Source organism: Nocardia sp. NPDC005746 (assembly GCF_040630785.1).
GTDB lineage: Bacteria > Actinomycetota > Actinomycetes > Mycobacteriales > Mycobacteriaceae > Nocardia.
The window spans coordinates 187473-213328 of sequence record NZ_JBEXYE010000001.1 but is presented as its reverse complement, the minus strand read 5'-3'; the positions used below and the strand labels follow the sequence as shown (position 1 = coordinate 213328).

23 protein-coding genes are annotated in these 25856 nt (G+C 69.3%); 11 read left to right on the top strand and 12 right to left on the bottom strand.

What is annotated here, in order from left to right; translation table 11 throughout:
• Nucleotides 1–12 precede the first annotated feature (12 nt).
• The 3 genes from ABZ412_RS00965 to ABZ412_RS00955 all read left to right on the top strand — a co-directional run bounded on the left by ABZ412_RS00965 (nt 13) and on the right by ABZ412_RS00955 (nt 4015).
• Nucleotides 13–624 (top strand): helix-turn-helix domain-containing protein, encoded by a 612-nt coding sequence (locus tag ABZ412_RS00965; protein WP_357274778.1) that lies wholly within the window; start codon nt 13–15, stop codon nt 622–624.
• Nucleotides 625–723: 99 nt separating this feature from the next.
• On the top strand, nt 724–3165 hold the full coding sequence (gene lon / locus ABZ412_RS00960) for an endopeptidase La (protein WP_357274776.1): 2442 nt from the start codon (nt 724–726) through the stop codon (nt 3163–3165).
• Between the two features lie 145 nt (nt 3166–3310).
• Nucleotides 3311–4015 (top strand): endonuclease/exonuclease/phosphatase family protein, encoded by a 705-nt coding sequence (locus tag ABZ412_RS00955; RefSeq protein WP_357274774.1) that lies wholly within the window; start codon nt 3311–3313, stop codon nt 4013–4015.
• On the opposite strand, the gene ABZ412_RS00950 is transcribed toward ABZ412_RS00955, so the two are convergent.
• From ABZ412_RS00950 to ABZ412_RS00925, 6 genes are all read right to left on the bottom strand, one after another.
• Nucleotides 4012–5004, bottom strand: coding sequence for an oxidoreductase (locus ABZ412_RS00950; protein ID WP_357274772.1), 993 nt, complete (start codon nt 5002–5004; stop codon nt 4012–4014). The two genes, ABZ412_RS00955 and ABZ412_RS00950, sit on opposite strands and share 4 nt — an antisense overlap.
• Nucleotides 5005–5073: 69 nt before the next feature.
• The gene (locus ABZ412_RS00945) at nt 5074–5859 is read right to left on the bottom strand and encodes an enoyl-CoA hydratase-related protein (protein ID WP_357274769.1); all 786 of its coding nucleotides are present in this window, start codon (nt 5857–5859) and stop codon (nt 5074–5076) included.
• Nucleotides 5860–5889: 30 nt separating this feature from the next.
• Entirely contained in the window at nt 5890–6966 is a 1077-nt protein-coding gene (locus ABZ412_RS00940) for a DNA polymerase IV (protein ID WP_357274767.1), read from the bottom strand.
• Between the two features lie 73 nt (nt 6967–7039).
• Nucleotides 7040–7510, bottom strand: coding sequence for a hypothetical protein (locus ABZ412_RS00935; protein WP_357274766.1), 471 nt, complete (start codon nt 7508–7510; stop codon nt 7040–7042).
• Between the two features lie 190 nt (nt 7511–7700).
• Entirely contained in the window at nt 7701–8660 is a 960-nt protein-coding gene (locus tag ABZ412_RS00930; protein ID WP_357274763.1) for a class I SAM-dependent methyltransferase, read from the bottom strand.
• A 95-nt stretch (nt 8661–8755) separates the two neighbouring features.
• Nucleotides 8756–10636: an ABC transporter ATP-binding protein gene (locus ABZ412_RS00925; protein WP_357274761.1), complete on the bottom strand. Its 1881-nt coding sequence runs from the start codon at nt 10634–10636 to the stop codon at nt 8756–8758.
• Between the two features lie 133 nt (nt 10637–10769).
• On the opposite strand from ABZ412_RS00925, the gene ABZ412_RS00920 reads away from it, so the two are divergent.
• Entirely contained in the window at nt 10770–13547 is a 2778-nt protein-coding gene (locus ABZ412_RS00920) for an FAD-binding and (Fe-S)-binding domain-containing protein (RefSeq protein WP_357274758.1), read from the top strand.
• 59 nt (nt 13548–13606) lie between these two features.
• A complete protein-coding gene (locus ABZ412_RS00915; protein ID WP_357275886.1) occupies nt 13607–14530 on the top strand; it encodes a DNA-3-methyladenine glycosylase 2 family protein in 924 nt (307 codons plus the stop codon).
• Between the two features lie 7 nt (nt 14531–14537).
• Here the strand turns inward: ABZ412_RS00915 and ABZ412_RS00910 are convergent, their stop codons facing one another.
• From ABZ412_RS00910 to ABZ412_RS00900, 3 genes are read right to left on the bottom strand one after another with little or no spacing between them, the layout of a single operon-like run.
• A complete protein-coding gene (locus ABZ412_RS00910) occupies nt 14538–15812 on the bottom strand; it encodes a sugar ABC transporter substrate-binding protein (protein WP_357274756.1) in 1275 nt (424 codons plus the stop codon).
• An 11-nt stretch (nt 15813–15823) separates the two neighbouring features.
• The gene (locus tag ABZ412_RS00905) at nt 15824–16654 is read right to left on the bottom strand and encodes a carbohydrate ABC transporter permease (protein ID WP_357274754.1); all 831 of its coding nucleotides are present in this window, start codon (nt 16652–16654) and stop codon (nt 15824–15826) included.
• Complete coding sequence (locus ABZ412_RS00900) at nt 16644–17531, bottom strand: sugar ABC transporter permease (protein ID WP_357274751.1); 888 nt, start codon at nt 17529–17531, stop codon at nt 16644–16646. Before ABZ412_RS00900 ends, ABZ412_RS00905 begins: the two co-directional genes overlap by 11 nt.
• Nucleotides 17532–17743: 212 nt before the next feature.
• Here ABZ412_RS00900 and ABZ412_RS00895 point away from each other — a divergent pair, with 212 nt between their 5' ends.
• From ABZ412_RS00895 to ABZ412_RS00880, 4 genes are read left to right on the top strand one after another with little or no spacing between them, the layout of a single operon-like run.
• A complete protein-coding gene (locus ABZ412_RS00895) occupies nt 17744–19624 on the top strand; it encodes an SCO2524 family protein (protein WP_357274749.1) in 1881 nt (626 codons plus the stop codon).
• Nucleotides 19621–20553 (top strand): SCO2523 family variant P-loop protein, encoded by a 933-nt coding sequence (locus tag ABZ412_RS00890; RefSeq protein ID WP_357274747.1) that lies wholly within the window; start codon nt 19621–19623, stop codon nt 20551–20553. Before ABZ412_RS00895 ends, ABZ412_RS00890 begins: the two co-directional genes overlap by 4 nt.
• Nucleotides 20550–21599: an SCO2522 family protein gene (locus ABZ412_RS00885; RefSeq protein WP_357274745.1), complete on the top strand. Its 1050-nt coding sequence runs from the start codon at nt 20550–20552 to the stop codon at nt 21597–21599. Before ABZ412_RS00890 ends, ABZ412_RS00885 begins: the two co-directional genes overlap by 4 nt.
• Before the next feature lie 12 nt (nt 21600–21611).
• Complete coding sequence (locus tag ABZ412_RS00880) at nt 21612–22595, top strand: SCO2521 family protein (protein WP_357274742.1); 984 nt, start codon at nt 21612–21614, stop codon at nt 22593–22595.
• Nucleotides 22596–22604: 9 nt separating this feature from the next.
• On the opposite strand, the gene ABZ412_RS00875 is transcribed toward ABZ412_RS00880, so the two are convergent.
• From ABZ412_RS00875 to ABZ412_RS00865, 3 genes are all read right to left on the bottom strand, one after another.
• Nucleotides 22605–23465 carry a hypothetical protein gene (locus ABZ412_RS00875; protein ID WP_357274740.1) on the bottom strand — a complete coding sequence of 287 codons (861 nt, stop codon included), beginning with the start codon at nt 23463–23465 and terminating at the stop codon, nt 22605–22607.
• A gap of 2 nt (nt 23466–23467) precedes the next feature.
• Entirely contained in the window at nt 23468–23938 is a 471-nt protein-coding gene (locus ABZ412_RS00870) for a GNAT family N-acetyltransferase (protein ID WP_357274739.1), read from the bottom strand.
• 338 nt (nt 23939–24276) lie between these two features.
• Nucleotides 24277–24480 carry a hypothetical protein gene (locus ABZ412_RS00865; protein ID WP_357088694.1) on the bottom strand — a complete coding sequence of 68 codons (204 nt, stop codon included), beginning with the start codon at nt 24478–24480 and terminating at the stop codon, nt 24277–24279.
• Between the two features lie 253 nt (nt 24481–24733).
• Between ABZ412_RS00865 and ABZ412_RS00860 the strand changes: the two genes are divergently transcribed.
• Nucleotides 24734–25621, top strand: coding sequence for a helix-turn-helix transcriptional regulator (locus ABZ412_RS00860; RefSeq protein ID WP_357274736.1), 888 nt, complete (start codon nt 24734–24736; stop codon nt 25619–25621).
• Nucleotides 25618–25821, top strand: a complete 204-nt coding sequence (locus ABZ412_RS00855) for a DUF397 domain-containing protein (RefSeq protein WP_357274734.1) — start codon at nt 25618–25620, stop codon at nt 25819–25821. Before ABZ412_RS00860 ends, ABZ412_RS00855 begins: the two co-directional genes overlap by 4 nt.
• The last annotated feature ends 35 nt before the right edge of the window (nt 25822–25856 follow it).

Here is a 25856-nt window from a genome sequence, read left to right as displayed (position 1 = left end):
TAGCCTCGAACCGTGCCCCCGACAGCCGCCACCTCGAAAGACACCCCCGGAACGGACTCCATCGAGGACCGCATCCTCGACGCCGCCCTGGTGCAATTCGGCCGCGTCGGAGTCAAGAAGACGACGATCGAGGACGTGGCCCGCCAAGCCGAGGTCGACCGCGTCACCGTCTACCGCCGCATCGGTTCCCGGGACGAACTGGTCCGGGCCGTCACCGCCCGGGAGGTCCGCCGTCTCCTCGACGACCTCGAGGACATCCCGTCCCGCCACGACACCTTCGCCGACACGGTCGCCGCCGTCTTCTCCACCGTCGTCACCCGCTGGCGCACCCACCCCCTGGTCGAGCGCCTGATGACCCTCGAACCCGAGCGCCTCCTCCCCCAATTCACCACCGACGGCGCCGCCCCCTTCGTCCTCGCCATCGTCTCCGCCACCGAACTCCTCCGAAAAGTCCTGACCGACAACGCCCTACCCGAGCCCGCGGACCTCTCCTCCCGCACCGAAGTCGTCTGCCGAATAGTCCACTCCCTGATCCTGCAACCAACCGGCGGCATCGACCTCGACTCCGAACCCGCGCTCACGGCTTTCGCCAGGACCTACCTGGTCCCGATCCTCATTCCCTAGGTCGCGGCCACGTTCGCCGCCGGCGAACAGCGGGGTGGAACAATCGGTATACCTCCGAGGTTGACTGGGTGACGCTCAACCTTGGAAGGGGTCGAAGACGTGACTACACCTCAGAACCTGCCGGTCCTGTTCCTGACCGATCCGATCGTGCTGCCCGGCATGGTCGTGCCGATCGAGCTGGACGAGTCGTCGCAGGCCGCCATCGATGCCGCCCGCGCGGGCAAGGTCAACCAGGTGTTGGTCGCGCCTCGCCTTGATGAGGGCTACGCCGCCTACGGCGTGGTGGCCACCATCGAACAGGTCGGCCGGATGCGCGGCGGCGCGCCCGCGGCGGTCTTGAAGGCCGAGAGCCGGGCCAAGATCGGGCACGGCGTGACCGGGCCGGGCGCGGCGCTGTGGGTCGAGGCCGAGCCGGTGGAGATTCCGGCCGCCGACGGACGCACGAAAGAGCTTGCGGCCGAATACAAGAAGCTGGTCGTGTCGGTTCTGCAGCGCCGCGAGGCGTGGCAGGTGATCGACGCGGTCAATCAGATGAACGATCCGTCCACGCTGGCCGACGCGGCCGGATGGGCCTCGTACCTGAGCAACGAGCAGAAGCGCGAGATCCTCGACACTCCGGATACCCAAGCGCGACTGAACAAGCTGATCGACTGGACCACCCAGCACATCGCCGAGACCGAGATCAGCGAGAAGATCAGCGAGGACGTCCGCGAGGGGATGGAGAAGACCCAGCGCGAATTCCTGCTGCGCCAGCAGCTCAACGCGATTCGCAAGGAGCTGGGCGAGGACGAGCCGGACGGCGCGGAGGACTACCGCACCCGCGTCGAGAACGCCGACTTGCCCGACGACATCCGCGAGGCCGCGCTGCGCGAGGTCGGACGGCTGGAACGCTCCAGTGATCAGAGCCCGGAGACGGGCTGGATCCGCACCTGGCTGGACACCGTGCTGGAACTGCCGTGGACGGTGAAAACCACCGACTCCGCCGATGTTTCGGCCGCCCGCGCGGTGCTGGACGCCGACCACCACGGCCTCGACGAGGTCAAGGACCGCATGGTCGAGTACCTGGCCGTGCGTTCTCGCCGGGCCGCCCGCGGCCTGGAGGTCGTCGGCGGACGCGGTTCCGGCGCGGTGCTGGTGCTGGTCGGTCCGCCCGGCGTCGGCAAGACCTCGCTGGGTGAGTCCGTGGCACGGGCGCTGGGCCGCAAGTTCGTTCGTGTCGCCCTGGGCGGCGTGCGCGACGAGGCCGAGATCCGCGGTCACCGGCGCACCTACGTCGGCGCGCTGCCCGGCCGCATCGTCCGCGCCATGAAGGAGGCGGGATCGATGAATCCCGTTGTCCTGCTGGACGAGATCGACAAGGTCGGCAGCGACTTCCGCGGCGATCCCGCGGCGGCCCTGCTGGAGGTGCTGGACCCGGCGCAGAACCACACGTTCCGCGACCACTACCTGGACCTGGATCTGGACCTGTCCGACGTGCTGTTCATCGCGACCGCGAACGTCCTCGAGACGATCCCCGGCCCGCTGCTGGACCGCATGGAACTGATCAGCGTCGACGGCTACACCGAGGCCGACAAGGTGGCCATCGCCCGCGACTTCCTGATCCCGCGGCAGCTGGAGCGCAACGCTCTGACCGCCGAGGAGGTCTCGATCACGGACGAGGCGCTGCGTGAGGTCGCCGCCAACTACACCCGGGAAGCCGGTGTGCGCCAGATGGAGCGGCTGATCGCGAAGGCGCTGCGCAAGGCGGCCACCAAGCTGTCGGAGTCCGCGGACATCTCGGACACCGAAAGCCTGGTCGGCAAGGGCGAATTCGTGCCGGAGGGCCTGGGGTACGACCAGGATCTGGGCTACGACGCCGACGCGACGGCGTCCGGCAAGCTGGTGATCGGACTGGGTGACCTGAAGGACTACCTGGGCCGTCCGCGCTTCACCCCCGACGGGGTGGAACGCACCGCGGTTCCCGGCGTCGCAACGGGTTTGGCCGTGACCGGCGCGGGCGGCGACGTCCTCTACATCGAGGCCAATGCCGCCGAGGGCGATCGCTCGCTGACCCTGACCGGCCAGCTGGGTGACGTCATGAAGGAGTCCGCGCAGATCGCCCTGACCTACGTCCGCTCCCACCTGGAAGAGATCGGCATCGAGCCGAAGGTGCTGGATCGCAATATCCACATCCACTTCCCGGCGGGCGCGGTGCCCAAGGACGGACCGTCCGCGGGCGTCACCATGGTCACCGCCCTGGTGTCGCTGGCCCTGGGTCGCCAGGTCCGCGCGGATGTCGGCATGACCGGTGAGGTCACGCTGAACGGCCGGGTGCTGCCGATCGGCGGCGTGAAGCAGAAGCTGCTCGCCGCCCAGCGCGCCGGCCTGAAGACCGTGTTCATCCCGGCCCGCAACGAGCCGGACCTGGACGAGGTCCCCGCCGAGGTGCTGGCCGCCCTGGATGTCCGCCCCGTGGCCGACGTGGCCGAGATCCTGGCCTACGCCATCGAACCGGTCGCCGAACCGGCCTACGACGGGCGGCAGCTGAGCGCGACCGCGTGAGTGATCGAGCCGGAGTCGTGTGTCTGCTGTGCGGACACACGGCTCCTTTCGTTTCGGCGGGCCGATACCCCGCAACCTCTGAGCGAACTTCTATGTTTCACATGAAACGAAAGCCGCACGCTCCGTTCGGATCTCATAGGGTGCAATGGTGATTACCGTCGCCACCTGGAATGTCCTGCACCGCATCCATGCCGACAACTGGGCCAGTACTATCGCCGAGAAGTGGCCGGAGGAATCGAAGCGCATCGCGGCCGTGACTGCCACCCTCGCGGCCCGGACCGAGCGCGTCATCGCGCTCATGGAGGTCAGTGGCGACCAGTTGGCAAGCCTTCGGGCTGCGTTGCCGGCCAGGGAATTCCACGTTCTCGATTACCCGCGGGTGCCGAAGCCGCGGCGCGTGCCCGATGTCCTGGCGGATCGGACCGAGCATCTCGTGCTGATGGTGAACGGATCCGCACGGCAGGTCGGCGCGGTGCCCTTCGACTCCGATCCGGGCAATGGCTGGGTCGCCATCGAGATCGACGGACTGCGGATTGTCGCCACGCACGTGACCGGCGACGAGCGTCGCGTCGATCAACTGGCTCAGCTGCGTGAACTCACCGCGACCGGACCGGCGGTCCTGCTCGGTGACTTCAATATCGACAGGGCGGTGCTGGCGGCCGGATTGGGCGACGGATACACCGTGGCCGAGTTCCCGTCGGATTCCATCCCGACCCGCCCTCGCGACTCGGGGTCGAAGTCCCAGTTCATCGATCATGTTGTCGCGCAGGGAGTGCCCGTGCGCGACCTCGTCGTCGAAGATGTGGCCGGAGCCTCCGACCACAACCTCGTTCATGCGATCGTCGGCTAGAACTCGCCTGCGACGCCGAGAATCGTTCGGCCGGAGTGGGTTCCGTCGAGGATGGAGCGGAGGACGGATTCGGCTTCGGTGATGGGGGCGTAATTCTCCAGCAATGAGAGGTGCTGGGGTTTAAAGTCTTTGGCGAGGCGGGCCCACAGGTCGCGGCGCTGGGCGATCGGGAAGTGGGCCGAGTCGATGCCGAGGAGGGAGACGCCGCGCAGGATGAAGGGCATGACGGTGGTGGGGAGGTCGGAGCCGCCGGTCAGGCCGGAAACAGCCACCGCGCCACCATATTTGACCGTGCTGAGGATGTGGGCCAGCGATTCGCCGCCCACGCTGTCGACGGCGGCGGCCCACTGGGCCTTGCCGAGGGCGCGGAGCTTTTCCCCTTCGGCGGGGAGGCGGCCGATGACCGAGGTCGCGCCGAGGGCCGAAAGCAATTCGCTCGCACCGAGTTTGCCGGTGGAGGCCACTACTTCGAAGCCCAGGCCGGAGAGGATGTCGACGGCGACGGTGCCGACGCCGCCCGTCGCGCCGGTGACCAGGACCGGGCCGGAGTCGGGGGTGAGGCCGCGGTCGAGGAGGGCCTGCACGCTCATGGCGGCGGTATAGCCCGCGGTGCCGATGGCGGCGGCCTCGCGCGGGGTGAGGCCGTCCAGTTTCACCACCCAGCCGGCGGGGACGCGGGCGTATTCGGCGAAGCCGCCGTGGTGGGCGACGCCGATGTCGTAGCCGTGGGCGACCACCAGGTCGCCGGGCGCGAACTCCGGATCGGTGGAGCTGACCACCTCACCGGCGAGGTCGATGCCGGGGATGAGCGGGTACTGCCGCACCACGCCGCCGCGCGGGGTGATGGCCAGTCCGTCCTTGTAGTTGGCGCTCGAGAAATGCACCTTGATCGTCACGTCACCCGGCATGAGGAAGTCGTCGGCGACTTCCTCCCGGATGAGGGCGATCCCGCTGTCCGATTCCTGTGCCACCATCGCCTGGAAACCCATGGTCCGAGCATAGGGGGCGGAGCTCCGGCCGGATCGGGGAAAACGGCCGGGCTCAGACGAATCCGGACGTCAGGCGTACTTCGGGGCGCGCTTCCCGGTGAAGGCGGCGATACCCTCCTGGCCGTCCGCGGACTCCGCGTTACGGGTGATGAACGCCGCCTCGGTGTTGAGCTGCTCCTCCAGGTTGTGCTGCCCGGAGACCAGCAGCAGCTTCTTCACCGCCGCGTTCGATGCCTTGGGACCGGCCGCGAACTCCTGGGCCAGCGCCTCGACCGCCCCGGCCAGCTCGTCGTCGGCGACGACGCGGTGCAACAGACCCCACTCCAGGGCCTCGGCCGCGCGCAGGGTGCGGTTGGTGAGCATGAGCTCCTGGGTCTTGCGCAGGCCGATCAGACGCGGCAGATAGTAGGACGCGCCGCCGTCCGGGCTCAGGCCGATCTTGGTGTACGCCATGGTGAAGGCGGCGGACTCGGCGGCCACCACCAGGTCACCGGCCACCGCGAGGCTCATGCCCGCACCCGCGGCGGTGCCGTTCACGCCCACGATGAGCAGCGCGTCCATCCGGGCCAGCGCCGACACCGCGCGGTGCAGGGTCCCGGCCAGCTTCTCGATGAACGCGCCGGTGTCGCCGCTGGCCGCCATGGCCCGCACGTCGCCGCCCGCGGAGAAGAACCGCCCGGCCCCGGTCAGCACCACGACCTTCACCGCCGGATCCTCCGAGCAGTAGGTGGCCGCGCGCTCCAGCTCTTCGGCGAGCGCCTGATCGATGCCATTGGCGGCGTTCGGCCGGTTCAGCGTGATGCGGGCGATCGGGCCGTCGTGCTCGAACAGGATGTTCTCGTAGTTGTCGCTCATCGAGAGGATGCCTTCCGTCGGTAGACCTGATCACAGCATGGCGTACTCGACACGAACCCCGAGCAACCGGATCGGCCGATCCAGCTCGAACCCGCCCAGTACCTCCAACGCGGTCTGCGCGATCTCGTCGACGTCGGTGGTCGGCGCGGGTAGTTTCCGCTGCTTGCTGCGGGTGAAGAAGGTCTTGGTCCGCACTGTCACGCTCACCCGCCCGACGGCCCGCCCGGCCGCGAAGGTCTCCTCCGCCACCTGGGTGGCCAGCCGCACCACCGCGGCGTCGATCTCGTCGCGTTCGGTGAGGTCGCGGGGGAAGGTCTCCGAGCGGCTGTGCCCCACCGGTTCTCGCGGCTCGGCGATATCGGTGTCGCCCGCCCCGTGCCCGAGTACCCACAGGTAGGGCCCGGTATTGGGCCCGAACTCGGCCGCCAGTAAGCCTCGGTCGGCGGCGGCCAGATCGGCCACGGTCTCGATGCCCAACCCGCTCATGCGTTTCGCGATGCGCGCGCCGATCCCCCACAGCGCGGTGGTCGGCCGGTGGGCCATCAACTCGACCCAGTTGGCGCTGGTCAGCCGGAATATCCCGGTCCCCGCGTCCTGCTCGGGCGGCGGCTCGTCGGCCGCCGGCGGCGATTTCCCCACGGCCTTGGCGAACCCGGTGGCCAGTTTGGCCCGGGTCTTGTTGTCCCCGATGCCGACCGCGCAGGTCAGATCCAATTCCGAGATGGCGGACCGGATCTCGCCCGCCAGTTCCTCGGGATCCTCGGTGTCGACGGCGAGGAAGGCCTCGTCGAAGCCGAGCACCTCCACCCGTCCGGGGAAGGTGCGCAGCAGCGCCATGATCTCCTCGGACGCCTCGGCGTAGGTGGCCAGATCCTGCGGCAGGAAGACACCGTCCGGGCAGACTCGCGCGGCGGTGCGCAGCGGCATACCCGCGCGCACCCCGAATGCCCGCGCCGGATAGGACGCGCAGGACACCACTTTGCGAGGTTCGGTGGGATCGCCGTTCCCGCCCACGATGACCGGCTGCCCGCGCAGCTCCGGGTGCCGCCGGAATTCGACCGCGGCCTGGAATTGGTCGAGGTCGACGTGCAGCAGCCAGCGCGTCACCCTTCCGTCATACCGCATGGTTTCCCGGAATGCCGGGATCCGCGGAATCCGTCGGGTGGCAGCGCGCCCGGGGTCAGCGGGAGCGGCGCAGCAGCCCGATGGGCGTGCGGTAGGCGTAGCGCGCCTTCACCGCACCCGAATCGGCCTCCCCGGTGACCCGGATCAGCGGGGCGCCCGGGAACCGCGGCAGCTTGACCCGATTGGCGACGGTGCCGTTGCCGGGTCGCACGCCGTCCGTGTCGACCCGCCAGCCGCGCGGCACGATCAGCACGATGGCGCCCGCACCGGCCGCGACCCGGATGTCGATCTCGCGCCGGGAGCACCGGGCCTGGGTGAAGTCGACCACCAGCTTGCCCGAGACGCATTCGGCGACCAGCTGTTTGGGGACGATCCAGTCCTCGTCGGTGCGTTTGGTGCCGCTGGTCACCCGTAGTTCCAGGGGAGGCGCGTCCATCGAGGGCCGATATCGGCGTGCACCGAGCACGCCCTCGATATCGTCGACGCGGGTCGCGGCCGTCTGCCGCTGCTCCTTGGTACGGGTCACCGAAACTCCTCCCCCGGCATGTGAAACGATCATGTGGGTTATGCCATGGGAGCTCGAATTATGCCGCATAGCAGGGCATTTCGGGAGGTCGGAGCGGGTTCTGCGGCCACAACACGGTGTCGGTTCGGGCACGGCCAGATCACGATCGCGCCCGATCGACATGTCGTCCCGCGGCATGGCGGGAGCCGGATCAGCGGCGGCCGACGAACACCGTGGTGGCCCCGAGAATGTAAATGTCCTCGCGCGCACCGATATACGTATCGGCGTCTCGATCCAGCAGGGCCGCGATGGTGGCCCGGTCCGCCGCGTCGAGGCGTTCACCGACCCGCTCGCTCAAACCGGTCAGCCACGCCACCACACTGTCGCGCACGGCCGGTGCGGGCGGCGCGGGGTGATCGGTGAGCACGCTGAAGGAGGTGGCCTCGGCCAGCCCCGCCCGGGTCAGCGCCACATTCCAGCCGTAGGGCATGGACACCGCGCCGGTGATGTCGGTGCGCATCTGCGCGAAGCCCGCGTCGCGCAGGCCCAGCAGCCGATCCTGCAGACCGGGTGCGCCGATGCCGAGTTCCCACGGCAGGCACCGCACGCTCACCCCGCCCTCGGCCAGCGCCAGCCGCCCGCCGGGACGCAGCAGTCCGGCGAAGCGTGCCACGCCCGCCTGCTGATCGGGCAGGTGATGCACCATGCGGGAGGCCCACACCAGGTCCGCGGCCGGGAGTCCCGCGCCGAAGTCCGCGGCCGCGGCATCGGCGGTCACCGTCTCGACGTGCACCCGGTCGTCGCCGTCCAGCGCGACCTTCACGGCCTGCTGGGCGACCTCGAGCAGTTCGGGCACGGCGTCGACGATCAGCAACCGGCCGCCGCCGCGGGCGAGTAGTTCGCGCGCGAACGCCACGCTCTGACCGCCCGCGCCCGCACCGATGTCGAGCACGACCGCCTCGACCCCGGCGGGAATCGATCCGACCAGTCGGCGCGCGATCTCGGCATTGGTGGCGGCCGACATGGCGTCGTCGCGCTGCAGGTCGGGAATCATGGTCGCCCAGTCGATTCCGTCGTGCGTGTGACCGTGACCGTGCGCATGCCCGTGGCCGTGACCGTGGGAATGCTGGTGTCCGTGCGTGCCTGCCTGTTCGTGGGAGTGAGCGCTCATGCCCCGACGCTATCGGGGAGCGCCCACCCGCCTCGAATCCTTTTGCCGATCCGGCAAGGTGTCCGGTCCGATCAGGCCGACCCCGCCGAGTCCGATCAGGCCGTCGCGGGCACGCTGGAATCGGCGAACTGGGTGCGGTAGAGCTCGGTGTAGCGGCCGTCCGCGGCGAGCAGTTCGGTGTGGGTGCCGCGTTCCACGATCCGGCCGTGCTCGAGCACGACGATCTGGTCGGCATTGCGGATCGTCGACAGCCGGTGCGCGATGACCAGGGCGGTGCGGCCGTCGAGCGCCTCGGCCAGCGCTTCCTGCACGGCCGCCTCCGAGGTGGAGTCCAGCGAAGCGGTGGCCTCGTCGAGGATCACCACGCGCGGCTGTTTGAGCAGCAGTCGGGCGATGGTGAGCCGCTGCCGTTCACCACCGGACAGGCGGTAACCGCGTTCGCCGACCACGGTGTCCAGACCGTCGGGCAGCGATTCGATGAGGTCGCGCAGCCGGGCCCGCCGCAGCGCGTCCCAGAGGTCGTCCTCGGTGGCCTCGGGCCGCGCGAGCAGCATGTTGGCGCGAATGCTGTCGTGGAACAGATGCCCGTCCTGGGTGACCAGGCCGACGGTGTCCTGGATGGACTGCCCGGTCAGCTCCCGCACATCCTTGCCGCCCAGCAGCACCGCGCCGGAGTCCACGTCGTAGAGCCGCGAAACCAATTGCGCGATGGTGGATTTCCCGGCCCCGGAGGAGCCGACCAGCGCCACCATCTGCCCGGGCTCGGCGCGCAGCGACACCTCGTGCAGCACCTCCTCACCGCCCCGGGTGTCCAGGGTCGCCACATCCTCGAGCGAGGCCAGCGACACCTTGTCCGCCGACGGATAGCCGAAGCTGACGCCGTCCAGCTCGACCGCCACCGGACCCGGCGGCACCGGCCCGGCCAGCGGCGAATCCTGGATCAACGGCTTCAGATCCAGCACCTCGAAGACCCGCTCGAAGCTCACCAGCGCCGACATCACGTCCACCCGGGCGCTGGCCAGCGCGGTGAGCGGCGAGTACAGCCGGGTCAGCAGCAGCGAGAGCGCGACGACCGAGCCGGGTTCCATCTGTCCCTTCAGCGCGAGGTAGCCGCCGAGCCCGTAGACGAGCGCCAGCGCGAGCGCCGAGACCAGGGTGAGCGCGGTGACGAAGACCGTCTGCAGCATGGCGGTGCGCACCCCGATATCGCGCACCCGCCCGGCCCGCAGCCCGAACTCCGCCGACTCCTGCCGCGGCCGCCCGAACAGTTTGACCAGGGTGGCGCCGGGCGCGGAGAAGCGTTCGGTCATCTGGGTGCTCATGGCCGCGTCGAGCCCGGCGGCCTCACGCTGGATCCCGGCCAGCCGGTCGCCCATGCGCCGCGCGGGCAGGACGAACACCGGCAGCAGCACCAGCGCGAGCAGGGTGATCTGCCAGGACAGCCGCAGCATCACGGCCAGGGTCAGCGCGAGGGTCACCACATTGGTGACGACCCCGGACAGGGTGGTGCTGAAGGCCCGCTGCGCCCCGATGACGTCATTGTTCAACCGGCTCACCAGTGCGCCGGTCCGGGTACGCGTGAAGAAGGCGATCGGCATCTTCTGGACGTGGTCGAACACCGCGGTGCGCAGATCGAAGATGAGCCCTTCTCCGATGCGCGCCGACAGCCACCGGATCACCAGGCCCAGCCCGGCGTCCAGGACCGCGACCACCGCGATGATCACCGCCAGCACGATGACCGTCCGCGGCGCGCCGTGCGACACGATGGCGTCGACGACGCGTCCCGCCAGCACCGGCGTCGCCACCGCGAGTAGCGCGGAGACGATGCTGAAGATCAGGAACGACACCAGCTGCCGGTGATGCGGGCGCGCGAAAGCGAGGATCCGCTTCGCCGTCGCCATCCGCAGCGGCCGCTGCTCCGTGGGCGCGTGCATCTGCCGATAGAGCTGATTCCACGCCACCGATTCGATACTCATCCCCGCTCCTCACCTGTCCGGGGTACAGCAAACCCCTCACCACCGACACTAAGACCTCAACAAAGGTTGAGGGCAAGTGCTTCCGGCCTGGTCAGGAGTTCGCTCGCAGCGAAACCCGCCTAGGGTTGGACCCGTGAAGCGAGGTCGGGACGTGAGCGCGGCGTGGGAGCGGGCATTACGCGGGTCGATCACCGGCGAGGTCGACACCGGACCGCGCCGGCGGGCCGAGTACGCCTCGGACGCGTCGAACTATCGGGTGCCACCGGCGGCCGTCGTGTTTCCGCGCGACGCGGCCGATGTCATGGCCGCCCTCGATATCGCCCGGGCCGAGGGACTGTCGGTGACCGCGCGCGGGGCGGGCACCTCGGTCGCGGGCAATGCCATCGGACCGGGTCTGGTCCTCGACTTCAGCCGCCACCTGACCGGGATCCTCGATCTCGACCCCGACCGGCGGATCGCCCGCGTGCAGCCGGGCGTGGTGCTGGCCGCGTTGCAGCGGCGGGCGGGGGCGCACGGGCTGCGGTTCGGCCCGGATCCCTCCACCCAGAACCGGTGCACGCTGGGCGGGATGATCGGCAACAATGCCTGCGGCCCGCACGCCGTGGCCTGGGGCAGGACCTCGGATACGGTGCGGGAGTTGCGGATTCTCGACGGGCGCGGCGTGGAGCGCACCCTCGGGGCCGATCCGTCGGTACTCGCCGGGCTGCCCGAATTCACCCGGGCACACCTGGCCTTGATCCGCACCGAACTCGGCAGATTCGAACGGCAGGCATCCGGATACGCGCTGGAACATCTGCTGCCGGAACGCGGTTCGTCGGCGGCCAAGGCCTTCGTCGGCACCGAGGGAACCTGTGGACTTCTGCTCGACGCGACCGTCGATCTGGTCCCGGTGCCCGCGGCGACGGTATTGGTCGTGCTCGGCTACCCGGACATGCCCACGGCCGCCGACGATATCGCCACGATCATGGCCGCCGGGCCGATCGCCGTGGAAGGTATGGATGCCCGCCTGGTCGATGTGGTGCGTGTGCACCGGGGCGCGGTGCCCGAACTGCCGCGCGGCCGCGGCTGGCTCCTGATCGAAATCGACGGTGACACAACGGAACAGGCGCGCGAGAAGGCCGAGGCATTGCGCGCGTCCGCCCACGCCCTCGACTCCCGGCTGGTGACCGACGCGGCCGTGGCTCGCGCACTGTGGGGCATCCGAGCCGATGGCGCGGGCCTGGCCGGACGCACCCCGGACGGTCATCCGGCCTGGCCCGGCTGGGAGGACGCCGCGGTGCCGCCCGCCCGCCTGGGGGATTACCTGCGCGACTTCGAGCGGCTCACCCGTGAGCACGGCGTGGACGGCCTGTTGTACGGCCATTTCGGCGACGGTTGCGTCCACGTGCGCCTGGATCTGCCGATAGCCGATGCGCCGCAACGCTTCCGCGCCTTCCTCGAGGACGCGGCCCGGCAGGTGGTGGGGTTCGGCGGCTCGCTGTCGGGTGAGCACGGCGACGGCCGCGCCCGTTCGGATCTGTTGCGGCTCATGTACTCCCAGGACGCGCTCGACGCCTTCGCGGGCTTCAAGGCGCTGTTCGATCCGGACGCGGTCCTGAATCCCGGTGTCCTCGTTCATCCCCGCCCGCTCGACGCCGACCTACGCCTGGCGGGCCTGCGCCCGGTGCCCACCACGGGTGGATTCGCCTTCCCCGCCGACGGTGATCTGGCCGCCGCGGTGCACCGCTGTGTCGGTATCGGCAAGTGCCGCGCGGATACTCCCGGCGGCGTCATGTGTCCGTCCTATCTGGCGACCGCCGACGAGAAGGACAGCACCCGGGGCCGCGCCCGAGTTCTCCAGGATGTCGTCAGGGGCGAGCTGGATTGGCGGTCGGAGGCCGTCGCGGAGTCTTTGGACCTGTGTCTGTCCTGCAAGGCCTGCCATTCCGAGTGTCCGGCCGGCATCGACATGGCCACCTACAAGTCGGAGACGCTGTACCGCCGCTATCGGGGCAGGCCCCGGCCGATCGATCACTACACCCTCGGTCAGCTGCCGCGCTGGCTGGCAGCGGCGTCGCGATTGCCGGGTCTGGTCAACGCGCTCAGCGGTGCCGGTCCGCTGCGCGGACTCGGATTGCGGGCGGCCGGAATGGATTCCCGCCGCACGGTGCCCGCACTCGCGAAGAAGAGCTTCCGCCGGACTTGGCGTCCTTCGGCGCCTCCGCAGGACGGGCCGGGCGTGCTGCTGTGGACGGATACCTTCACCGACGCTTTCGATCCCGAGATCGCCACCGCCACGGTCGAATTGATCGAATCGCTCGGCCATCACGTGCACATCCCGGACCGGCGCGTCTGCTGCGGCCTGACCTGGATCAGCACCGGCCAACTGGACGGCGCGCGACAGCGACTGCGCGCCACCGTCGACGCGCTCGACGCCCACGTCCGATCCGGCGGCGTGGTCGTCGGCATGGAGCCGTCCTGCACCGCCGCCCTCCGCGACGACCTCCCTCGCCTGCTCCCGGACGACCCGCGCGCCGCCGCCGTCGCGGCCGCGGTGCACACCCTCGCCGAGTTCCTGGAGACCCAGCCCGGCTGGCAGCCCCCGGACCGCTCCGGCCGCACGGTGCTGGTGCAGCCGCACTGCCACCAGCACGCCGTGTTCGGATTCGCCGCCGACCGCAGGATCCTGGACCGCACCGGCGCGCGGGTGATCGAGGTCATCGGCTGCTGCGGACTCGCGGGCAACTTCGGCATGCAGCGCGGCCACTACGACGTCTCGGTCGCGGTCGCCGAGCGCGGCCTGCTCCCGGCTCTGCGCACCGCGCCCGCGAACGCGATCCTGCTCGCGGACGGCTTCTCCTGCCGGACCCAGGCCGCGCAGCTGACCGGGCGTTCCTCCCGCCATCTCGCCCAGTTCCTGTTGGACCGGTGAGGCGTCCCTAGAATGACGCGGTGACTTCCCCGCCGTCCGCCCAGCCCGCTCGCGGGCCGGTGGCTGTCGCCGCGGAGCACAGCCGGACGCTGAGCTCGGACCGGCCGCTGGATCTGGCCGCCACCATCTCCCCGCTGCGCCGCGGATTCGGCGACCCCTGCCACCGCGAAACGCCCGACGGCTCGCACTGGCACGCCTCGCGGATGCCGTCCGGCGAGGTCACCTACCGGTTGCGTCAGCGCGACCGGCACACCGTCGACGCCCGCGCCTGGGGCCCGGGCAGCGAGGAATTCCTCGCGCAGCTGCCGCGCATGCTGTGCCTGGACGAGGACGTCAGCGACTTCACTCCCGAACATCCCAAGATCGTCGAGGCACACCGCCGCAATCCGGGCCTGCGCATGCTGCGCACGGGTCTGGTGTGGGAGGCGCTGGTTCCCGCGGTGCTGGAGCAGAAGGTGCACACCAGGACCGCCCATGACTCCTGGCGGAAACTGGTGTGGCGCTACGGGACTCCCGCGCCCGGACCGGCCCCCGCCGGTCTGCGGGTGATGCCGGACGCCGAGACCTGGCGGCATATCCCGTCGTGGGTCTACCACCGCGCCAATGTCGGGCCGCAGCGCTCGAAAACCATTGTGCTGGCGGCCCGGATGGCGCCGAAGCTGGAGCAGGCCGCCACCCTGGGTCACGCCGACGCCGCGCACCGGCTGCGTACCGTGCCGGGGATCGGGATCTGGACGGCCGCCGAGATCGCGCAGCGCGCCTTCGGCGATCCGGACGCCCTGTCGGTGGGCGATTTCCATCTGGCCGCCACGGTCGGCTGGACTCTGCTGGGTGAGCCGATCGACGACGACGCCATGGTCGAATACCTGGAACCGCTACGCCCGCACCGGTATCGGGCGGTGCGGCTGCTCGGACTGGCCGGTTTCGCGCACAAGCCGAAGTTCGGTCCGCGCACGCCCTATACCGATCACAGCCGCATCTGAACGCCGATCACCGCTGTTCGGCGGCGGTGTCCGCCGCCCGCTGCGCGCGGGTCAGGGCTTCGGGCACCGGGATTCGGCCCAGGTACATCTCGTCGAAGATGGGCGTGATCGCCTGCAGCGCGACCGGGAATCCGGGCCCACCACCGGCGCTGATCGTCCGGCCGCGCAGCACGTCGAAGAACGGCGACACGTCCACACCGCGCCGCGCCCAGTAGTCGCGATACACCTGCTGCTCCGACACCACCGCCGGAATCGTGTTCCCGTCCAGGCCGAGGTAGCGGTTGCCGGCCGCGCTGCCCAGCCATGCCAGTACGCGCCGCACCGCGTCCGGATGTGCGGTGGCGGCATTGCCCGCGACCCCGATGGCATTGTTGGCGCTGACCCGACCGGCCGGTCCCTCGGGAATCATGGCCAATCCCCATGGGAATCCGGCATTCCGTGCGATGGTGGCCAGATTGAAGGTGCCGGACTGGAACAAGGCCATCCGGCCCTGCAAGAAGGCGTTCTTGGCGAAGTCGCCGCTGGTATTGGTGTCGGCGGCCGATGGTGACAGCCGGTCGGCCACCAGACCCACGGTGTATCCGTAGGCGTCGCGCCCCTGCGGAGAGTCGAACGCGAACCGCCCGTCCCGCTGGAGCTGCCCGCCCGCCGAGCCCAGATACGGCAGCGCGATCGATTGAAAGTCGTTGGCGGCGTTGTACGGCCATGTGGAGACCGCGGCCAGCCGCCGCAGGACCGGCCGGAAGGTGTCCTGCCCGGGATCCGGATTCCACCGCAGTCCGGCCAGTTCACCCGGATCGACCCCGGCCTGCCCGAGCAGGTCACGATTGACGTAGACCGCGCTACCGCCGTCCACGAATTGCGGTACCGCCCAGAGCGTCCCGTTCCGGGTGAACTGGGTGACGGCCTGGGGATCCCAACCGCGCGCGGCCTCCGGTCCGAGCGTCGCGCCGATATCCATCAGGTGTCCGCTGTCGGCGTAGTCCTCGTAGAGGTTGGTCCAGAACAGGTCATCGGCGATCCCGCCCGCCACGTCCAGCCGTAGCTTCTGCGCGTAGGACGCCCACGGCACCAGCGTGATTCGCACCTCGACATCCGGGTTGGCGCGCTGGAAATCATCCAGCGAGGCCCGGTAGGCGGTGACGAAACTCTGATCCCAGATCCGCAGCCGCACCACCGTCCGCCCGCCGCTCTCCGCATCCCGCCCGAGCCACAGCGCCGCGGCCACCAGCAGTACCGCGACCGCGATGATTCCGAGGACCGCCCGGGTCGAGTCCTTCACGTGGAGGCTCCTCATTTGAGTCCGGTCACCGCGATGGACCGCAGCACCTGCCGCTGGAAGACCACGAACAGCAGCACCAGCGGCGCGATCGCGAGCGTGGTGGCGGCCATGATCAGCGTCCACTGCGCGTTGTACCGGGTCTGCATGTTCGCCGTCGCCACCGTCAGCACCTGCCACTTCGCCCCGGACGCGGCGACCAACGGCCACATGAAGCTGTTCCACTGCGAGACCACCGTGATGACGGTGAGGGTGGCCAGAATGGGCCTGCTCATCGGCACCACCACGCCGAACAGGATGTCGAGGGTGTTCGCGCCGTCGACCCGCGCCGCGTCGATGATCTCCCCCGGGATGGCCAGGAAGTACTGGCGCAGCAGGAAGATCGCGTACGGCGACCCGAACAGGAACGGCAGCACCAGCGCCCAGAAGGTGTTGAGCCACCCCAGTTTCGCGAACATGAGGTACAGCGGCACGAGGGTGACCGCGCTGGGCACCATCATGGTCCCGAGGTATACCCAGAACAGCACGTCCCGTCCGGGAAACCTGGTGCGTGCGAACGCATATGCCGCCATGATCGACGTCACGAGTTGTCCACAGGTTATGCACACCGTCATCAGCGCGGTGACCGCGACAGCCCGGCCCAGCCCCTGATCCAGCACTGTGCGGAAGTTATCCACAGTCACTGGATCCGGTGTGGCCATGGCGGATTCGGCCGCGAACTGCTTGGGTGTCTTGAACGCCGTCATGGCGCTCAACACCAGCGGCGCGACCGTCAGCAGCGCCCCGAGAATCAACACCCCGTACGCGGCGACCGCCCGCGCCGCCGTCCGCCGGTCAGTACTCATAGCTGGTCCGATTCCGGAAGTACCGGTGCTGCGCCACCGTGATCACGAACATCACCGCGAACACCACCACCGCCATGACCGCCGCCCGCCCCGGATGCGCGGCGTCGAACGCCTCCGAATAGATCCGCATGGCAACGACATCCGTGTGGTGCCCCGGCCCGCCCTTGGTCAGCGCGTACACCGCATCGAAGGTCTGGAACACGCTGAGCACCCCGGTGACCAGCACGAAGAACATGGTCGGCCGCAATAACGGCAGGATCAGCCAACGCACCCGCCGCCACCCGACGGCCCCGTCCAAGGCCCCCGCGTCGAGGATCTCGGGCGGTATGGCCCGGATCCCGGCCACGAAAAACAAAGCCACATATCCGACATTCATCCATACGATGACCGCGGCCACGGCGGGCAGCGCCAGGCTCGGCGAGCTCAACCACTCCACCCGATGCCCCAGGACGGCGTTCAGCGCCCCGCCGGTCGGCGCGAAGATCCACTGCCACACCACGCCTACCGCCACGGGTGCGCACATCCACGGCAGCGCGTACACCACCCGCAGCACGGTTCCGGCCCGCCCGCGTCGTGCCAGCAGCGCCGCCACCGCGAACCCCAAGACCGTCTGCACCGGCACCACCAGCGCCGTCAACACCAGTGTCACCAGGATGGAATGTCCGAATTGCCGGTCGGTGAGGACGGATCGCCAGTTGTCCCAGCCGGTGAATCGAATGGGCCCCAGCAGATTCCAGCTGTGCAGGCTCAGCCATAGCACCACCGCGATCGGCAGCAACAGGAAGCAGCCGACCCCGAGCAGACTGGGCAGCAGCAGCGCGTAGCCGACCGCGGCGTGCCTGGTGCCGGCTGTGGCGCGGCGGGCCGTCCGGTCCATGATGGGCGACGCTACCGGCCCGGCGCGGGTGCGCGCGCCGTCCCACGCCCGACTTGCCCGATATTGTGTGATGTCCGATATTGCGCTGTGCGCGACGCGATTTCGAGCCGGCTTTCCACCCGGTGCGCGGCGTCGGCGCATGATAGTTTGTGCCGCGCTCGTACATCGCGATGACGGCGAGGCTGGCCACGACAGGGCAGGGGACGGCGTCGATGAGAATCAAGCCACGGGAACAGATCCTCGGAGTCTGGCGGTCGCTGCTGACCGCGTGCTACCAGGACGGGGCCTGGGTCTGGGGCGGCCGCAACGGCTCCAACTCCATCAGCGACGCCGAACAGCTGCTGTGCCTGTTGTATCCGGCCACCGAGATCGACGGATTCGGCCTGGAGACGCCCGACGAGATCGCCGACGACATCCTCGCGGTGCTGTCCCCACTGGGCGATGACGGCCTGCGGATCGGCGAGCGGGTGGTGTGGCTGCTCGAGCAGTACGTCGAACGGCACACCGACCACGATCCGGATACCGGCAAGGAACTGCCGAACTTCGCCGCGGGCAGCTATCTGGCCTCCTCCGACGGCGCCGAGCCGACCTCGGACCAGCACGCGCTCGAAGTCGTCGACTCCTATTCGATGTCGCTGACCCTGTGCCTGGCCGCCCTGAAGTTCCTGCGCGGCTTCAGCGGTCCGGTGTCGGCGCTGGCGGTGGGCCGGCGAAACCGGACCGCCATCGACCTGGGCCCCCGCATCGACCGCCTCGACGCGCACATCAATACCCGCCTGACCGCCGCGATGGTGGGGCTGATCCGCAGTTTCGTGGTGAACACGGTGACGCCCAAGTCCCCGGCGGGGCAGGCCATGTTGTCGATGCTGAATCAGACGGGCGGTTCCACCGACACGGTGGTACGGGCGGTGCGGGACCGCCTGGACCGGGTCCGGATCCGACTACGCAACGACGCCACCCTGAGCCAGATCGAGGGCGTCGACCTGGACAGCTCGGACATGCTGTTCGAATGCGGCTGGAGCTGGGCCATCGTGCGCAAGGCCGCCGACATCGACTTCGTCGACCTGCCCGTCGCGCAGCAGCCGGGCCACGCCGTCGCCCGCCCCTACCTGCATTTCACCGTGGTGGCGCTGGACGGCATCAACGACCTCACCTCGCAGCGCACCCGCGAACTCGACCTGCTCGATCCCGAGCAGCGGCGTCTGGCCGAGGCGCTGCAGCTGCGCTGGGATCTGGCTCAGCGCTACTGGGCGGCGGTGGCCCGCTTCGGCAATGGCCGCTGGCCGCTGGAGGACATTCCGTGGCGCACCTCCGACGGCGAGGAGTCCGACTACTTCAGTCTCATCGTGTCCGCGGTCCTCATGCAGGATCTGCTCAACCGCGAGGCCAATGACGACGACCTGGATCGCGCCGCCACCATCTTCGACGAACTGGCCCGCCGCGGCCGCATCATCCGCCGCTTCACCGCCGGGGACCCGGCCCGCACCATGCACACCCCGGGCGTGAGCCTGCGCCTGCTGGGCAGCGAGGAGCTGGACGGCCCACTGCTGCTGTGGACCGTATCCGATTACGCCACGGTGCTTTTGAAGCGCACCCTGCAGGCGGCGCGGCTCTCCGGCACCATCGAGACCCGGGATCAGCTGATGGCGCTGGCCCAGGCCACCATGGACCACCTCGATCTGCGCGCCTTCCGTGAGGGACCGGCCACCGGCCTCTGGGACGACCCCAGCCGCATCTTCGGCGGCAGCGATTCGCATCTGCCGTCCTGGTATCTCACCGAGCGTGTGGTCGAGTGCATGGTGACCGCCGCCCGCATGTACCGGGAACCGCCACTGCGCGCGCCGAACTCGGCGACCCGCGCGATGGAGCTGCTCACCGAGGCCGAACACCTGCTCAACCGGGAGATACTGGAGCTCAGCGAAACCGACATCACCGCGGGCCGTACCGCATTGGCGCTGGCCGAGCAACGCTTGGAACGGGCCCGCACACTCATCGACGAGCGCCCGGGCACCGCCGTCAGTCTGGCCTCGCAGGCTCTCCTGGAGCTGGACGAACTCGCCTATGCCCGGCTCGACGCCACCAGGAGCGAATGACCGTGCTCGTGTTCTCCGCGTCCGACAAGGGCGGCACCGGCCGCTCGGTCACCAGCTGCAATATGGCGTACTGGCTGAGCATGAAGGGCCACAAGGTCGCCTATCTGGACTTCGATTTCGGATCGCCCACCGCGGGCGGGACTTTCGAGATCAGCCGCATCGACAACGGGGTGCGTGACGGCACCGGCCTGCACGCGTACCTGCTCAACGAGAACGGCTCCCCCGCCCGGCTGAGCGTGCGCTCGGAGACCGACCGGATGGAACTGAGCCGGTCCCGGCATCCCTCGGGCCGCCTGGTGCTGTTCCCCGGTGATCTCGGGGGCTCCGAGTTCACCACCCTCGACGAGCGCATGATCGACCGCTGCGCCGCTCTGTTCGCCACCTGCGAGCAGGAATTCGACGTCACCTTCGTGGATCTGAGCGCGGGCCGCTCCATCGCCCTGGCGCTCGCGCTCAGCGCGACCAAGCAGTCGCAGTTGTCGCGCGCGGTGTGCCGGTGGCTCATCTTCCATCGCTGGACCCGCCAGCACATCGCCGCCGCCCGCGGCCTGGTGCACGACGACCACGGGGTGCTGGCCACCGGGGAGGCGTGGGGACACGACCGCACCGGACTGCTGAACTCGCTGCGCTTCGTCCGCATCGCGGTACCCGAACTGAACCGCACCGCCGGGCTGCGTCCGGCCCAGGCCGCCTGGCTGCAGGAACAACACAACACCCTGACCCGCGCGGCCAACCGGCACGGGATGGGTCCGAGCGGGATACTGGGCCAGACCCCGGTGGAACCGATGCTGCAATGCCGGGAGCAGGTGATCCTGGATGTGGATGTCGCCGCCCACGTCGCCAATGCCGAGACCGTGGACGCGTTCCGCACGCTCACCGAGAAACTCATGAACGACGCCGTCTGGGAACAGGTGGAGATACGCAGATGAGCTCCGCGACCGATTACAGCGAGGCCGGCGAACGCAACCGCGTGGCCGGGCAGCCGCTCTCGCACCTGTCCATCGAGGTCGGGCACTTCTACATGGACGAGCTGGTGAACGGCGTCGACCGGATCCGCGCGCAACTGCGCAAGGTCGCGCCCATCGTCGAGACCCAGATCGCGGCCGCCGAAAAGGAATTCGGCCCGGGTGCGCGGGTCAGCACCTGCTTCCTGGTCGACGACTACTTCTGGGGCCGCACCCCGGGCCGCGGCCGCGACGCCCGCCGCGTCGCCGACCCCCGGCACGTGCTCGAGAAACTGCTGACCGCCGCGGAGGAATGCGAGGTCCGCATCGACTACCTGGCCCGTGAGGCCGGGTGCGCGGAGGTGCCGGCGTTCCTGGACGGTGAACCCGTGGGCGAACCGGTGCGGCTGGCCGAGATGATGGCGGCGCGCATCGTCGCCGAACCCGAACGCGACAGCACCGGACGCCGCCCGCCCACCGTCGAATCCGGCTGGCTGTGCAACGGCCGCCGCTCCTCGGAATACGATGCCGGACAGGCCATGCGGATCGCGCGGTACCGGCCACCGGAGGAGTTCGGGGCCCGCAACCACTCCATCTTCCTGGACGTCCAGCTGTGGAGTCGCCGGCTCGAGGAGGTGGCCGGACAGCAGGTGGAGCGCATCCTCTGGTCCTGCCCGTTCCTCGCCTCCATCTGGCAGTTGTTGCGGCTGGGGATGATTCGCGACGAGGGCGCCATGGTGGCCGCCCCGGTGGCGTGGGGCGACCCGTGGCCCGAGGAGTGGTCGCGGCTGCCCGCGGTGGTGCAGCTGAATCCGCAGGCCAAACCGTTCGCCGCCTATCGGGCGCTGTCGGTGTTGCCCTACAGCTACCTGGGTATCGAGCACGCGGTGCGGGTGATCCTGGACCACCTGCAACTCGACGACGATGTGCACGCCAAGCTCGCCGAACGCGGTGCGGGCGAACGGATTCCGGTCGCGGTGCCGCGTCAGGCCACCCGCCGGTTGAACCACCTGTTCCTCGGTGACGTCTGAGGTGGCCGCCGTATGAGCGATCCGCTGGTCCTGCTGGGGGAGGTGCGCACCGCGCTGCTGCCGAATGCGGGGGGACTGGCGGCGCGGGAAGCGTCGGCGCTGCTCTCGCTGCTGCCTGGGCAGCGGGTGCTGATGCGGGAACGCCCACTGGCGCTGGCCATCTCGCCGACCACACCGGTGGGCGTGGACTGCCGACTGGCGACGGTGTCGCGGTCCGACAGCCGGGCCATCGGCACGGTGGCCGCGCACGCCGTACTGGTCGGCGGCCGGGTGATCCAGAGTTCGGCCTGCTCCAGTGTGGTGCGGGCGGCCAATCAGAACCGGCGGCCCTGGTCGCACTATCTGAGCCGGGCCGGGACCGTCGAACTGGTGCACCGCGTCGGCGACGACACCGCCACGGCGGTCGACCTCACCGAGGGCTTCCTGGAGGCGTCCAGCGCCACCACCCTCGACCTCGGCTCGATCAGCGAACGGCTACTCACCCGGGTGCGCACCGATCCGCGGCTGGACCAGGATCCGCCGGTGCACTCCGGGGCGACTCGGCTGCGCTGGGCCGCGCGCGTCGCGCCGCCGGTGGATGGGAGCGCGCGGGGGCGGACGCTGTTCGCCTTCCGGCTGGAGGACGAGAACACCCGGTCTGTCCGGATCATGGTGCCGACTGTCCGGGACCTGGCCGGGGTTCAGCGCTTCTGCGAAGACCTCGCCGTCCACGACTGGCTGCTGTCCACCCTCGCCGCCGCGTTGTCGGACGCGAATCGTCCCGTGCTCGAACGCGATCCCACAGGCGAACTGGCTCCGCTGCTCGAACAATTGGTGCACCTGTGGATGCCGGGTGCGCACACCCCGCCCCGGCTGCGCGAACTGTGGACCCGGCTGGAATCCGATCCCGGTTTCACCCGGCAGTGGACCGCGCAGGTCGGGCACCTGCGCGACCGGCTGGCGGTGGCCACCCTGGAAGCGCTGCGCAGCTCCAAGATCAGCACCGTGCAGTGGTGATGGCGGTGCTCAGAGCCGGAACCAGCGGCGCACCAGCAGGGCGAAGAACACCGACATGGTGACCGCACCGGTGTACGCCTCGGTGACGAACACCGCCCGGCCGCCCACCCGCAGGTGATCGGTGTCGCCGATACCGAGCGGGTTCAGGTAGTTCATCAGCACCTGGTACACGGTCACGGCCACCGGCTGCTCCGCGCGCAACGCCACCGCGCCGGTGAAGACCAGGAGCTGGAACACCACGAACCACAGCATCCGGAACGGCCGATACCCGTAGCCGCAGACCAGATCCGGGACCAGGCCGCCGAGCCGCCTCCAGGCCTGCGGCTGCGCCTGCCGCCGGGCCCGGGCCAGCGCGAGCCCGCAGCGGTCCTCGGCGTCGGTGTCCTCGTCGATGCGGTACAGACTGCCCGCGCGCCGATAGGCCAGGGCGGCGTGGCCGGGCAGTCCGGCCTGGACGAGCGGACGTCCCAGACGTTCGTACGCCTCGGCGAGCAGCCGATTCTGGGTGCGGCTCAGCCGGAGCGGGCCCCGGAACTCGACCTCCGCGGCGATGAGCGCCGCGAGCAGCTGGTTGACCGGCACGGCCTGCGGATCCGACCCGGCCGGGCGGAGCAGCGCGGGCGCGTAGATGTGGCCGAAGACGAGACTGTCGCCGGCCCGGCGGATTCCGGGCGGATCGTAGGTGGCGACCACCGCCTCGGTGTGCCGGGTGAACAGATCCAGCAGGGGTTGCTCGGTGGCGCGCCGCCGCAATCCGTGTGGCTGGGCGAGGAATTCGGTGATGCTCTCGCCGTAGGCGTCGGCGTGGCGCTCGATCCGCATGCTCATATCGGCCACGAAGGGTGACGACGGCGCGTTTCTCTCGAGCATGATCAATGGTAGATCCTGTGCACCAGCACATCTCGGGGCTCATCGGCGCCGAAGTAGGTGGGCTCGTGGTCCGCCCAGGCGAACCCGACCTCCTTGTACAGGTGATAGGCGGTGCGATTGCCCGGCTTCACGGTCACGTAGACCTGTTCGGCGTGGACCTTGCGGCAGTGGGCCAGCGCGGCTTCCAGCAGGACCCGGCCGAAACCGCGGCCGCGGCAGGCGGAAGCCACGGCGAAGCCGAGGAACCACGCCGTGCCGTCGCCGTCGATGGCGGTGAGGACATACCCGCACACCTCCCCCGCATCTTCAGCAACCGTCCAGTTTGCTCCGTGTAATTCGAACAATTGCCGCAGAACGAAATACGGATACGCGAGATGTTCGAACTCGACCACCTCGAGCGCTCGAATGGCGTCCAGATCCGCCAGCGACGCAGTCCGACATACCGGAATATCCGGCTCTTCGAAGGCCAACAACGGTGTTCCCCTCCACCCCGGGCGCAAGTGCGATGGATTCCAGGGTAAGCGTCACGCCGAAGGATGGGTGCGGTTCGGCCCGCTCGCCGTCTGTGGAACGAACGGGCCGAACCGCGCTGCTGCACGCGGTGGGGACCACGCCGCCGTCGCCCGGAGGTTAGGCGCGGGGCGTTCGAAAGCGCTGTGCCGCAGCGTTTATCGCGGCCGGGGGATTCCCCGGTATGTCCCGGACCGCGAAAACTTCCGGGTGCGATGGCGCGTGGAACGGGTGTCGAGCACCAGCCACAACAGCCGATACACGACCCGGTCGAAGCCCGAGTGCGCCGGTTCGATGGACGTCATGGCAACGCGCGCTCGTCGAGCACGCACCGTCCCTCCTCCACCAGGGTGGCCCGGGCTCGTCGACGCACCTTGCAGGTCTGCACGGTGCAATCGAGGTGCAATTGCATTGCTGCGTGTGCCTGTTCGGCGGTCATCACCCCCGGATCCCGGCGGCAGCGCGACAAAACGGCGATGTGCAAATTGAGGGACGTCAGTTGCATGTCCAGACCACTCCTCGTTCCCGCTGGTTCCTGAAGTGCCCGGAGGTTCAGGAAAGGAAAGGGGCCTAGCTACACCGCTCCGGGCACATATCTAGCACACCACGAGCAGACGCCAAGCGGGCGAATTTCGACAAGGAGAACGCAAAATTGCGCGAATTCCCAGCAGCGAATCCACTTGGGAGAGGACGATTCTCCATAGTGGACGAACCTCGCGTCCCCCGATCCATGCCCGCGAACGCGAATGGAGCGTGTTGTGTCAGAAGGTCCCGCGTCATCCACCCTGCCGCGCCGCCAGCTCGGCCGCTACCTACGGGACTGGCGTATCCAGGCAGGATTGACCATCGCCGAGGCCGCCAAGCTGATGGAGTGGGGCGCCAGCACCCTGCAGCGGCTGGAGAAGGGCAACGCGGACCGCATCCGCACCATCGACATCCAGGAGCTGTGCCGGATCTACGGGATCCCCGCCCAAATCGCCGACGGACTCAAGGGTTTGGCGCAGCAGGCGGCCGTCAAGAGCTGGTGGCACTCCTACGGCGACCTGATTCCCGAGAACTTCGACGTCTACGTGGGTTTGGAGGCATCCGCGCAGCAGTTGTCCTGCTACCAATCGGAACTGGTGCCGGGCCTGCTGCAGACCTCCGACTACGCAAGGGCCCTGAACCGGCTCGGATACCCGGAAGAGACGGCGGCCGAGGTGGATCGGCGCGTTCAGCTGCGTATGCAGCGCCAGGCCATGATCACCCGGCGCATGCGCCCGGCCGCGATCGCCATGGTGTTGCACGAATCGGTATTGCGCCGCCTGGTGGGAGGTGCAAGGGTGATGGCGGCGCAGGTGCGGCACTTGGCGGAACTGAGTACCCGGTCCAATGTCGTCCTGCGCATTCTGCCCTTCGCCGCCGGTGTCCCCCTGGGACTTTCGACCGGCCCGTTCGTGATCCTGGAGTTCGGATCCGACGGCAAGGGGCAGCCGGTGGAGCCCCCGGTGGTCTACGTGGAGGGGTTCACCGGCGATCTGTATCTCGAGAGACAGGGCGACGTTCAGCGTTATCGCCGGGCCCAGGCGGGGCTGGAACGCTGCGCGTTGGACGTTCAGGACAGCAGAAGCCTGCTGCGGCAGGTGGCGAAGGAGTATTCGGCATGAGTGTGGAGCTTTCCGGGGCCCGCTGGTTCAAGAGCAGCCGCAGCGGGGCCGGTAAGGAATGCGTCGAAGTGGCGTTCCTGCCCGCGGGCCGGGTCGGCGTGCGGGACAGCAAGAATCCGCAGGGGCCGGCGCTGGTGTTCGGCGCCGCGGAGTGGTCGTCGTTCACCGCCGGCCTCGAAAACGGGTGCTTCGACAGGTGATTCACGTGCGGCGGACGATTCGCGAGCGCTGAGAA

Excerpts from the sequence above, each read along its gene's own strand:
- ABZ412_RS00955 (WP_357274774.1), top strand. The coding sequence starts at position 3,311 with ATGGTGATTACCGTCGCCACCTGGAATGTCCTGCACCGCATCCATGCC.
- ABZ412_RS00950 (WP_357274772.1), bottom strand. The coding sequence starts at position 5,004 with ATGGGTTTCCAGGCGATGGTGGCACAGGAATCGGACAGCGGGATCGCC.
- ABZ412_RS00945 (WP_357274769.1), bottom strand. The coding sequence starts at position 5,859 with ATGAGCGACAACTACGAGAACATCCTGTTCGAGCACGACGGCCCGATC.
- ABZ412_RS00930 (WP_357274763.1), bottom strand. The coding sequence starts at position 8,660 with ATGAGCGCTCACTCCCACGAACAGGCAGGCACGCACGGACACCAGCAT.
- ABZ412_RS00925 (WP_357274761.1), bottom strand. The coding sequence starts at position 10,636 with ATGAGTATCGAATCGGTGGCGTGGAATCAGCTCTATCGGCAGATGCAC.
- ABZ412_RS00905 (WP_357274754.1), bottom strand. The coding sequence starts at position 16,654 with ATGAGTACTGACCGGCGGACGGCGGCGCGGGCGGTCGCCGCGTACGGG.
- ABZ412_RS00900 (WP_357274751.1), bottom strand. The coding sequence starts at position 17,531 with ATGGACCGGACGGCCCGCCGCGCCACAGCCGGCACCAGGCACGCCGCG.
- ABZ412_RS00895 (WP_357274749.1), top strand. The coding sequence starts at position 17,744 with ATGAGAATCAAGCCACGGGAACAGATCCTCGGAGTCTGGCGGTCGCTG.
- ABZ412_RS00890 (WP_357274747.1), top strand. The coding sequence starts at position 19,621 with ATGACCGTGCTCGTGTTCTCCGCGTCCGACAAGGGCGGCACCGGCCGC.
- ABZ412_RS00885 (WP_357274745.1), top strand. The coding sequence starts at position 20,550 with ATGAGCTCCGCGACCGATTACAGCGAGGCCGGCGAACGCAACCGCGTG.
- ABZ412_RS00880 (WP_357274742.1), top strand. The coding sequence starts at position 21,612 with ATGAGCGATCCGCTGGTCCTGCTGGGGGAGGTGCGCACCGCGCTGCTG.
- ABZ412_RS00875 (WP_357274740.1), bottom strand. The coding sequence starts at position 23,465 with ATGCTCGAGAGAAACGCGCCGTCGTCACCCTTCGTGGCCGATATGAGC.
- ABZ412_RS00865 (WP_357088694.1), bottom strand. The coding sequence starts at position 24,480 with ATGCAACTGACGTCCCTCAATTTGCACATCGCCGTTTTGTCGCGCTGC.
- ABZ412_RS00855 (WP_357274734.1), top strand. The coding sequence starts at position 25,618 with ATGAGTGTGGAGCTTTCCGGGGCCCGCTGGTTCAAGAGCAGCCGCAGC.